A 9,346-nucleotide genomic window follows, 5' to 3' on the forward strand; every position below is an offset into this window, starting at 1 on the left:
GGCTGTGGCCAATGTGCAGCAATCGGTGATGCAGGTGCTTCTTATCTGGAGAGAACGGGCTCTTGCCCTGGGACACGCGCCGCACGACTGCCATCACCAGGTCCAGCAGTGGAATGGACAGGGCCGCCAGAACCACGATCATCGGCGAGAGCAGAGCCACCATATCCGCCGGCCCGTACAGCGCCGCGTTAATGCGCCCGGATGCCGACGTGCAGGCCGCGGACAGCAGCAGGCCGATCAGCATCGCGCCGCTATCCCCCATGAAGATGCGCGCTGGCGAAAAGTTGTGAGGCAGGAAACCCATGCAGATTCCCACCAGCGCCGCAGAGATGATCGCTGGCGGGTAGGCCGCCACGGTGCCGCCCTGGTCATGCAGGATGGTCAGCGAGTAGATTAGGATCGTCCCGGCGGCGATCGCCCCCAACCCCGCGGCCAGACCGTCCAGGCCATCGACGAAATTCATCGCGTTCACGATCGTGACGGTCAAAAGCGCCGTCTGGATCGTGGACTGGATCTGGTCCAGAATCAGCGTGGTGCCGTCCCCGAACGGCAGGTAGAACAAATACCAGCTCAAGCCCATCAGGCTCATCACCACGGCACCCACTACCTGCCCGCCGAGCTTCAGCACCCAGGAGATGTCGTAGAGGTCGTCCACCACCCCGACGACCACAATCACGAAGGCGGCCATCAGCACCGCCGTCATATCTGGCGTTACCGGCGGGAACCCGCGCGTCAACGCGGGCAGCTGGTTGGCCACCACTACGGCCACGACCAGCCCCGTAAACATCGCTACCCCGCCCAGCCGGGGCATCGGAACTTGGTGCACGTCGCGCTCGCGCGGGGCTGCCATCCGGCCGTAGCGCAGAATCACCGAGCGCACCACGCCCGTCACCAGATACGTCACCGTGCAGGCGACGAGCAGCACCAACACCAACTCGCGCAGGGGAATACCTGCGCCGATAGCCGGCTGGGCAAGGACTGTCATTAGACGTCTCCCCGCAGCTCCGCACTACTCATTCCCAGAATCTCGGCCACGCGCTCGGTGGTGGCCGCACCCTCGCGAAGGATGCGCGGGCGGCCGGAGGAAAGGTCAACGATGGTGGAGGCCACGCCATGATGCGCTTCCCCGCCGTCGATGTAGGTTGTCACATCCGCGCCCAGCTGATCCTCGGCCATCTGCACATTCGTCGCCGGCGGCTGGCCGGAGATATTGGCGCTGGAAACCGCCATCGGGCCGGTGCGTTCGAGCAGCTCCAGCGCAATGGGCTGGTTGGGCATGCGCAACATCACGGTGCCGCGGGTATCCCCCAGGTTCCACGGCAGGCTCGGCGCCTGGTGGACGACCATCGACAGCCCACCCGGCCAGAAGGCCTCGACGAGCTTGCGCATGTTGTAGGTGTACTCGCGCACGAGACCTTGGATGGTGGTCCAGCTGGGAACCAGCACGGGAACGGGCATGTCGGGGCCACGCCCCTTGGCGCGCAGCAGGGCGGCCACTGCCTCGTTGTCGAAGGCATCGCAGCCGATGCCGTAGACCGTGTCGGTCGGCAGCACGACCAACCGTCCGCCCTTCACCGCATTCGCCGCTGCGTCTAGCGCGGCCTCGCGGTTCTGCGGATCGGTTGCGTCTACGGTTCTCGACATTGCGGCCCTTTCTTGCTCATTTATTACGTGCTCTACCTTAACCCCATCGCCGGTACTACTGCGGTAGCAGGGCGGTGACGAAGCGCGGCCGGCCAGCCAGGTCGCGGTGTTGAGTGATCTCTCGCCAGCCGCGTTGCTGCATCATGGCCGCCACCTGCGCGCCGTTGGAGTCGTCGTGTTCTATTCCGACGCCACCACCTGGCCGCCCCAGCGCCTCAGCCCACTGCAGAACCCGTGGCATGAGCTCCAGTCCGTCGTCCCCGGAGAACACGGCAGCGTGCGGGTCGGCAGCCACCTCGGGGGAAACCTCCGCGGATTCCGGCACGTACGGAGGGTTGCACACCACCACGTCCGCGTGCGCAAAAGCCTCAGGGGAAACGCCCGCCGTCGCTGGCACCCCAACCGGATCATCGACAGCCAGGTCGGCCTGAATGAAAGTGGTATTGACCTGCGGAACAAGTCGGGCATTCCTCTCGGCCAGGCGCAGCGCGTCACGAGAGATTTCGATTCCGGTCAGGGAGATGGGGGCGTCATAAAGAAAAGAAACCCCGAGCCCCAACGTGCCGGGTCCGCAGCAAAGATCGACCACGTGCGGCGCGGGGCGGCCATTGAGGAAGCGCGCGGCCCAGTCGGCGAGCAGCTCGGTTTCGGGGCGCGGGACGAAGCAGCCGGGCTCCACAAAGAGGTCCAGGCCGCAGAAGGGGGCGGAGCCGACGATGTGCTGGAGGGGTTCGCGCGCGGCGCGGCGAGTCACCCAGTCGGCATAGGCGCTGGGGGCGGGATCGTCGGCGCGCATAAAGAGGGTGCCGGGGTCGACGGCGGCGCGGGGCGTGGCAAGAGCGGCGGTGTCAGCACTGGTTCCAGGAGCAGCAGGGCTAGTGCCGGGGTCGGCGAGCAGGTAGCGCATCAGCAGGCGCGCGTCGACTGCGGCAGAATCGATGCCCGCCGCGCTCAACTGTGCGGTGGCCTCCCGGATCGCCTGGTTGATGTTCAACGTCCCACCGTTCTGCCGTTCTACTGTCCTGCCGTTCTGCCGTCACCTGTGGCGAGAAGACGGCTAGTCTTCGGCCTCGAGACGGCGTGCGCGATCGGCTTCCTTTAGCGCCGCAAGCAGGGCCTCCAGGTCGCCGTCCAGGACAGCATCCAGGTTGTTGGCCTTGTAGCCGATGCGGTGATCAGAAACGCGGGACTCGGGGAAGTTGTAGGTGCGGATGCGCTCGGAACGATCCATGGTGCGGATCTGCGCTGCGCGGCCCTCGGCTGCCTCGGCCTCGGCCTCTTCTTCCTTCATCTGCTGCAGGCGCGCAGCCAGAACCTGCATCGCGCGGGCGCGGTTCTGGATCTGGGAGCGCTCCTTCTGACAGGTCACCACGATGTTGGTCGGCAGGTGGGTAATGCGAACCGCCGAGTCCGTGGTGTTCACGCCCTGGCCGCCCTTACCGGAGGAACGGTAGACGTCCACGCGGATGTCCTTGTCGTCGATGTGCACGTCCTCGACCTCGTCGGGCTCCGGGTACACCAGCACGCCCGCCGCGGAAGTCTGAATGCGGCCCTGCGACTCGGTGACGGGGATGCGCTGCACGCGGTGCACGCCGCCTTCGAACTTGAACTCCGACCACGCACCATCGCGGGAGGGCTGCTTGGAACGAATGGACAGGGTCATGTCCTTCACGCCGCCCAGGTCGGTCTCGTTTAGACCCAGGATCTCGGTGCTAAAGCCGTGGCGCTCAGCGTAGCGCTGGTACATGCGGGCCAGCTCGCCAGCAAACAGCGCAGCTTCCTCGCCGCCGGCACCGGACTTGATCTCCATGACGATGTCGTCGCCGTCGTGCGGGTCGCGCGGGGCGAGCAGGTCGGTCAGCTGCTCCTCCAGCTCGCCGATCTCCTCTTCCAGGCGCTTGGCTTCCTCGGCGAATTCCTTGTCCTCGGATGCCATCTCGGACGCAGCCTCGTGGTCCTCGCGGGCCTGCTCGAGCTTCTGGTGCGTCTGGATGATCGGCTGCAGCTCGGAAAAGCGCTTGCCGACCTTGCGGGCGGCGGCCGGGTCGTTGTGCAGCTCGGGATCGCTCAGCTGCATTTCCAGGCCCTGGTACTCGGCCAGGATGTCGTCGATGACTGACGGTGATTGGCTCATGATTTAATCCTCCTCGTCCTCGCCTGCCAGGGGCGCGGAGCTGGCAACCTGCAGCATGAACTCCCGGTTGGTCTTGGTCTTACGCAGCTGCTTGATAAGCAGGTCGATGGCCGCCTGCGAATCCAGCGCGGACAGGATGCGGCGCAGCTTGTGCATGATGCGCGCCTCCTCCGGGCTGAGCAGCAGCTCGTCCTTGCGGGTGCCCGACGGGTTCACGTCCACGGCCGGGAACACACGACGCTCGGAGATCTTGCGGTCCAGCTTCAACTCTGCGTTGCCAGTGCCCTTGAATTCCTCGAAGATCACCGTGTCGCCGGCCGAGCCGGTCTCCACCATCGCGGTGGCGATGATCGTCAGTGAGCCACCGTTTTCGATATTGCGGGCAGCACCCAGGAAGCGCTTCGGCGGGTACAGCGCGTTGGAGTCCACACCACCGGACAGGATGCGGCCCGAGGCCGGCGAGGAGTTGTTGTACGCGCGACCCAGGCGGGTGATGGAATCCAGCAGCAGAACAACGTCCTTACCCTGCTCCACCAGGCGCTTTGCGCGCTCGACGGCCAGCTCGGCGACGTTGGTGTGCTCCCCCGGTGGGCGGTCGAACGTGGAGGCGATGACCTCGCCCTTGACGGAGCGTTGCATGTCCGTCACTTCCTCCGGGCGCTCGTCCACCAGCACCACCATGAGGTAGCACTCGGGGTTGTTCGTGGAGATCGCGTTGGCGATGTCCTGCAGGATGGTCGTCTTACCGGCCTTCGGCGGGGAAACGATTAGTGCGCGCTGGCCCTTGCCGATCGGCATGATCAGGTCGATCACGCGGGTGGTCAGCGTCTTCGGGTCGGTCTCCAGGCGCAGGCGCTGGTTCGGGTACAGCGGGGTCAGCTTCGCAAAGTTCGGGCGCGCTGCCGCCTGCTCCGGGGTCAGGCCATTAACGGTCTCTACCTGGTAGATCGGCGTGTACTTCTGGCGGTTCCGTCCGCGTCCGCCGCCGTTATTGTTGTTGTGCTTCGGGCGGATGGTGCCGACGATCGCGTCGCCGTGGCGCATGCCGTACTTGCGTACCGTGTTGATCGGCACGTACACGTCCGTCGGGCCCGCGTGGTAGCCGGTGGTGCGGATGAACGCGGTGTTCGCGTCGACGAAGTCGAGGATGCCCGCGACGGGTGTCAGCTCTTCCGGCTTCGGGTCGCGGTTGTTGTTGCCGCCGTTGCCGCCGCCGTTATTGCCATCACCGTTATTACCGCCGTTGTTGCGGTTGTTATCGCGGTTGTTGTCACGATTATTGTCGCGGCCACGGTTACGACGGTTGCGGCGATTGCGACGGTTGCGGCGGTTGCCGCGGTTATTGTCGTCCCGGTTGTTATCGCCGCGCTCGTTATCGTGGCGGTTCTTCTCGCGATCTTCGCGGCGCTCTTCACCGCGGTCGTCACCGATTTGCTCGGAACTATCTGCGGTTTCTTCTTGGCGCTTTTCTTGGTGACGCCCCTCCCGCGCCTCCGCGACCGGCTTTTCCTTCGGCTCCTTAGGCTCCTTAGGCTCCTTCGGTGCAGTCTCTTCGGCAGGCTGCGGCTTCCGGGGCGCTCCACCGCCACTCGATGCACCACCGGACTCGATAACGGCGATCAGCTCGCCTTTGCGAAGACCAGAGGTGCCTTTCAGCCCCTGTGCCGCTGCAATCTGTCGCAGCTCCGGCAATTTCAACGAGGCGAGGCCATTGGCTTGGCCACGAGCCAAAATATCGGACAGGCTCACAAAAGTCCTTTCACGTCCGGCTTCTTCATCGACCCTTCAAAAAGCCTGCGAAGCTCCAGGGTTGGCCAGACATGCGTATTCGACAACAGTTTTTAATTTAACCCAAAGATTGCGGGAATCTTCCAGAAAGATTGCCGCCTTAACGTCCCACGATGCGACTGGCGGCGGGTGTAGCGCGGGGTGGCGTCGTAAAAAGAAAGAAAGAGAAAAAGAAACGAGCCTCACATCCGGCTTCCGTAGCTAACCATAGCACCTCCCACACCGCGAGTACCTAACGGCTAGGCTGAAATGCATGAAGTCGACGATGCAGGAGATCCCACTATCCGTAGCGAGGATCCTGGAATACGGGGCCAGCGTTCACCGAAACACCACAGTGACCACGTATTTTGACGACATCGCAGAGCAAACCAGCTTCCTGCACATCGGCATCCGCGCGGCCGCAATGGCCAACATGCTGCGCGACGAGTTCGGCATCGAACGCGGCGACCGCGTAGCCACCGTGCTGCCAAACTGCACCGAGCACCTGGAGGTACTGCTCTCCGTGGCGTCGATGGGCGCGGTGTTTAACCCCATCAACCGGCACCTCATGGACGCCCAAATCACACACATCATCAACAAAGCGGCGCCGAAAGTGCTCGTACTCGACCCAGCCTGCAGCGAACAGATCGTCCCGCTACTGGCCGACTGCCCGTGTGTGGAGGCGGTGCTGGTGATCGGCCCAAACGTCGCTGACACCGAGGCGGTGCAACGGCTCATCGCCGCACAGGGTGAACAGGGCGAACAGGGCAAACCAGGCTTGAGCCACCTGCGCGTATTGAACCTGGAGGCCGCACTCGACGGGCGCAGTGCCGACTTCGATTGGCCGGACGTGGAAGAAACCGACCCGGCGGCCATCTGCTTTTCCACCGGCACCGAAGGCCCACCGAAGGGCGTAGTCTACTCCCATCGCGCGCTGTGGCTGCACTCCATGCAGCTGCGCGCCGCCGATAGCTTCAGCATCCGCAACGGCACCAGCTTCCTGTGCTGTGTGCCGATCTATCACGTCCTCAGCTGGGGCGTGCCACTGGCCGCTTTTATGGCCGGCGCACCGATCGTGTTCACCGGCCGCAGCGCCACCCCGGAGCACCTGGCGCACGTGATCGCAGATGCCATGCCGCGCCAGGCCCACGGATCGCCAGCTGTGTGGACGGGGCTGCTAGTGCACTACGCCAAGAAGCACCCGAAGAAGATGAGCCTGCAGGAGATCTACGTCGGCGGCTCGCAGGTCTCCCCCGCCATGATCGATGCCTGGGAAGAGCGCTTCGGCGTGGACATCATCCACTCCTGGGGCATGACGGAGACCGGACCGGTGGGCACCGTCGCCCACCCACCCGCAGGCGTGGCCGGCGCTGCCCGCGCCAAGTACCGCGAAAGTCAAGGGCGCTTCCACGTGGGCATGCGCTACCGCATCGTCGATGACAACGACAACGTGCTGGAAGCCAACGACCGCAACGAGGGTGAGTTGCAGGTGCGTGGCAACACGGTGACAGCCTCGTACTACAAGGACGACAACTCGCGCTTTACCGAAGACGGCTGGCTCCGCACCGGCGACATCGCCACCGTAAACAAGGACGGCTACCTGACAATCCACGACCGCAAGGCCGACATTATCCGCTCGGGCGGCGAATGGATCTATTCAGCGGCGCTGGAGAACTACCTGCTGGAACCCACAGTGGTGATCGAGGCGGCGGTGATCGGCATTCCATCGGAGAAGTGGGGGCAGCGTCCACTCGCGGTGGTAGTGGTTGCCGAAGGAACCCCCTGGACTGCGGAAACCGCGCAGGAGTTGGCCGACGATCTACGTCAGCGCGTGCCCGGCTGGATGGTGCCGGAGAACTGGACCTTCGTGGACCACATAGACAAAACCAGCGTGGATAAGTTCGACAAGAAGGACCTGCGCCAGTACTTCCGCGAGGGGAAGTTCGAGATCATCACAATCTAGGGTCCTGCTGGGGCGCGCTGGGGTGCGCAAGTGCCGGCCTAGGCTAGTTGGCGGTAAACTCACCAGCTTTTAACAGGAACGATTCCAACTATTGCGGAGAAAAGTAGAGTAGCGTTTTTCTGCATGACTGATGTAACTGTGCTGGCCCTCGGGCCGCAGTGGTTCAACCCGATGTATTTGCTTTCGGGCTCCGGACCTTTCGGCGCGGCGATCCTGCCCGCCATTTTTACGATTATCTTCATCGAATCCGGGCTGTTCTTTCCTTTCCTGCCCGGCGACTCCTTGCTCTTCACTGCGGGACTACTGGCCAGCCAGCCCGATGGCTTCGCACCCCTATGGCAGGTGCTGCTGATTACTCCGATCGCAGCGATCCTGGGCGACCAGGTGGGCTACTGGATTGGCCACCGCTTTCACCCTGCGCTGCGCAACCGGAAGGACGGGCGGTTCTTTAAACAAGAGCACCTGCACCGCTCCGAAGCGTTCTTTGAAAAGTACGGTTCGATCACGATCATCCTATGCCGCTTCGTACCCTTCGTGCGCACCTATGCCCCCTTGGTGGCCGGAATGTCGGGCATGCGCTACCGCACGTTCATTCTTTTCAATGTGCTTGGCGGTGTGCTGTGGGCCAGCGGCATTGTCTACCTGGGATCGCTGCTCGGCGGGGTGGAGTTCGTGCGCAACAACATCGAGGCCATTTTCCTCGGTATCGTCGCCTTCTCCATCGTCCCGGCACTATTCGGCGTGATACAGAAAAGCCGGGGCGAGAGGAAGCAAACTCCCGCCCCGGCTACTGCCCAAGACTAGTTTCGTACTTATCCGGTGACGTCAACCTCTACCGGACCGGCGATTTCCAGGTCTAGGACTTTCATTCCGCGGCCACGGGCCTCTTCCACCAGCGCATTGTCGACCGGCTCGGTGCTCAGCACCAGGATCGTCGGACCCGCGCCCGAAAGGAACGCCGGGTAACCCAGGTTGCGCAGGCGGTTCACCCACTCGGCGGTCACCGGCAGCACCTCGGCTCGGTAGGTTTGGTGCATGCGGTCGCGAGTGCCCTCCCACAGCAGTTTCGGATCGTCGCGCAGTGCGACGGTCATTACAGCCGTGCGGGAGACGTTGAAGCGGGCGTCCACGTGGCTAATGTCGGAGGGCAGCACGCGGCGGATCGCCTCCGTCGATGCGTGGAAGTCCGGGATGAACGCGGTGGCCTTGATATCCGGGTGCACGTCGATGCGACGGGCGTGGTACGCCGGTGCGGACACTCCGTCGATGGGAGTATTGGTCCACGAGACAACACCCGCGCCCAGCACGGAAGCGCCCGCGTTATCGGGGTGCCCCTCAAAGGTAGAGGCGATCTGCACCTGTGCCTGGTCGTCCAGCGTGAACCCTGCCAGGCCGTTGCCCGCGGCCACGCCTGCCGTCGCCGCGGCGGCCGAAGATCCCAGGCCGCGGGACTGCGGGATGGAGTTCGTGCAGCTGACACGCAACCCCGGAACCGTCACGTCGGCCTCCTTCAGCGTTGCACGTAGGGCTCGCACCACCAGGTGCCGCTCGTCCAGCGGAACCTCGCCCTCGCCTTCACCGGTGACCTCGACCTCCAGGCCGGACTCGATGACCTCGGCAGTCACATAGTCGTACAGACCCAGCGCCAGGCCGAGGGTATCGAAGCCAGGCCCCAGGTTCGCGGTCGAAGCGGGAACCTTGACGGTGGCCTTGCGGCCAACGGGGATCTCGACGCCCATTACTTCAACCCCAGCTTGTCTGCAACGGCGTGCGGGTCCACGTCGGTGACGGTGGGCTCCGGCATCTGGGACAGGGCGGTCGTCGGATCCTTCAGGCCG

General features: G+C 64.0%; 8 protein-coding genes. 2 read left to right on the forward strand and 6 right to left on the reverse strand.

Annotated elements, in window-relative coordinates; genetic code table 11:
- From Q0331_RS07910 to rho, 5 genes are all read right to left on the reverse strand, one after another.
- Positions 1–985 (reverse strand): MraY family glycosyltransferase (locus Q0331_RS07910; RefSeq protein WP_298075846.1); only part of this gene is annotated, 985 nt, incomplete at its 3' end.
- Entirely contained in the window at positions 985–1,644 is a 660-nt protein-coding gene (locus Q0331_RS07915; protein WP_298075847.1) for an L-threonylcarbamoyladenylate synthase, read from the reverse strand. The genes Q0331_RS07915 and Q0331_RS07910, both read right to left, overlap by 1 nt.
- A gap of 55 nt (positions 1,645–1,699) precedes the next feature.
- Positions 1,700–2,638, reverse strand: a complete 939-nt coding sequence (locus tag Q0331_RS07920) for a HemK/PrmC family methyltransferase (protein WP_298075848.1) — start codon at positions 2,636–2,638, stop codon at positions 1,700–1,702.
- 63 nt (positions 2,639–2,701) lie between these two features.
- Positions 2,702–3,778 carry a peptide chain release factor 1 gene (prfA, locus tag Q0331_RS07925; protein ID WP_034985602.1) on the reverse strand — a complete coding sequence of 359 codons (1,077 nt, stop codon included), beginning with the start codon at positions 3,776–3,778 and terminating at the stop codon, positions 2,702–2,704.
- A gap of 3 nt (positions 3,779–3,781) precedes the next feature.
- Positions 3,782–5,527: a transcription termination factor Rho gene (gene rho, locus Q0331_RS07930; RefSeq protein ID WP_298075849.1), complete on the reverse strand. Its 1,746-nt coding sequence runs from the start codon at positions 5,525–5,527 to the stop codon at positions 3,782–3,784.
- A 292-nt stretch (positions 5,528–5,819) separates the two neighbouring features.
- On the opposite strand from rho, the gene Q0331_RS07935 reads away from it, so the two are divergent.
- On the forward strand, positions 5,820–7,508 hold the full coding sequence (locus Q0331_RS07935) for a long-chain fatty-acid--CoA ligase (RefSeq protein ID WP_298075850.1): 1,689 nt from the start codon (positions 5,820–5,822) through the stop codon (positions 7,506–7,508).
- A gap of 123 nt (positions 7,509–7,631) precedes the next feature.
- Positions 7,632–8,312 (forward strand): DedA family protein, encoded by a 681-nt coding sequence (locus Q0331_RS07940; RefSeq protein ID WP_298075851.1) that lies wholly within the window; start codon positions 7,632–7,634, stop codon positions 8,310–8,312.
- Positions 8,313–8,320: 8 nt separating this feature from the next.
- On the opposite strand, the gene thrB is transcribed toward Q0331_RS07940, so the two are convergent.
- Complete coding sequence (gene thrB, locus Q0331_RS07945; protein WP_298075852.1) at positions 8,321–9,247, reverse strand: homoserine kinase; 927 nt, start codon at positions 9,245–9,247, stop codon at positions 8,321–8,323.
- Positions 9,248–9,346 lie beyond the last annotated feature (99 nt).

The sequence above is a fragment of the uncultured Corynebacterium sp. genome (assembly GCF_937999985.1).
GTDB lineage: Bacteria > Actinomycetota > Actinomycetes > Mycobacteriales > Mycobacteriaceae > Corynebacterium.

What these genes read in the sequence shown, in the direction of transcription:
- Q0331_RS07940 (WP_298075851.1), top strand. Translation starts at nt 7,632, where the DNA reads ATGACTGATGTAACTGTGCTGGCCCTCGGGCCGCAGTGGTTCAACCCG.
- thrB (WP_298075852.1), bottom strand. Translation starts at nt 9,247, where the DNA reads ATGGGCGTCGAGATCCCCGTTGGCCGCAAGGCCACCGTCAAGGTTCCC.
- Q0331_RS07935 (WP_298075850.1), top strand. Translation starts at nt 5,820, where the DNA reads ATGAAGTCGACGATGCAGGAGATCCCACTATCCGTAGCGAGGATCCTG.
- prfA (WP_034985602.1), bottom strand. Translation starts at nt 3,778, where the DNA reads ATGAGCCAATCACCGTCAGTCATCGACGACATCCTGGCCGAGTACCAG.
- Q0331_RS07915 (WP_298075847.1), bottom strand. Translation starts at nt 1,644, where the DNA reads ATGTCGAGAACCGTAGACGCAACCGATCCGCAGAACCGCGAGGCCGCG.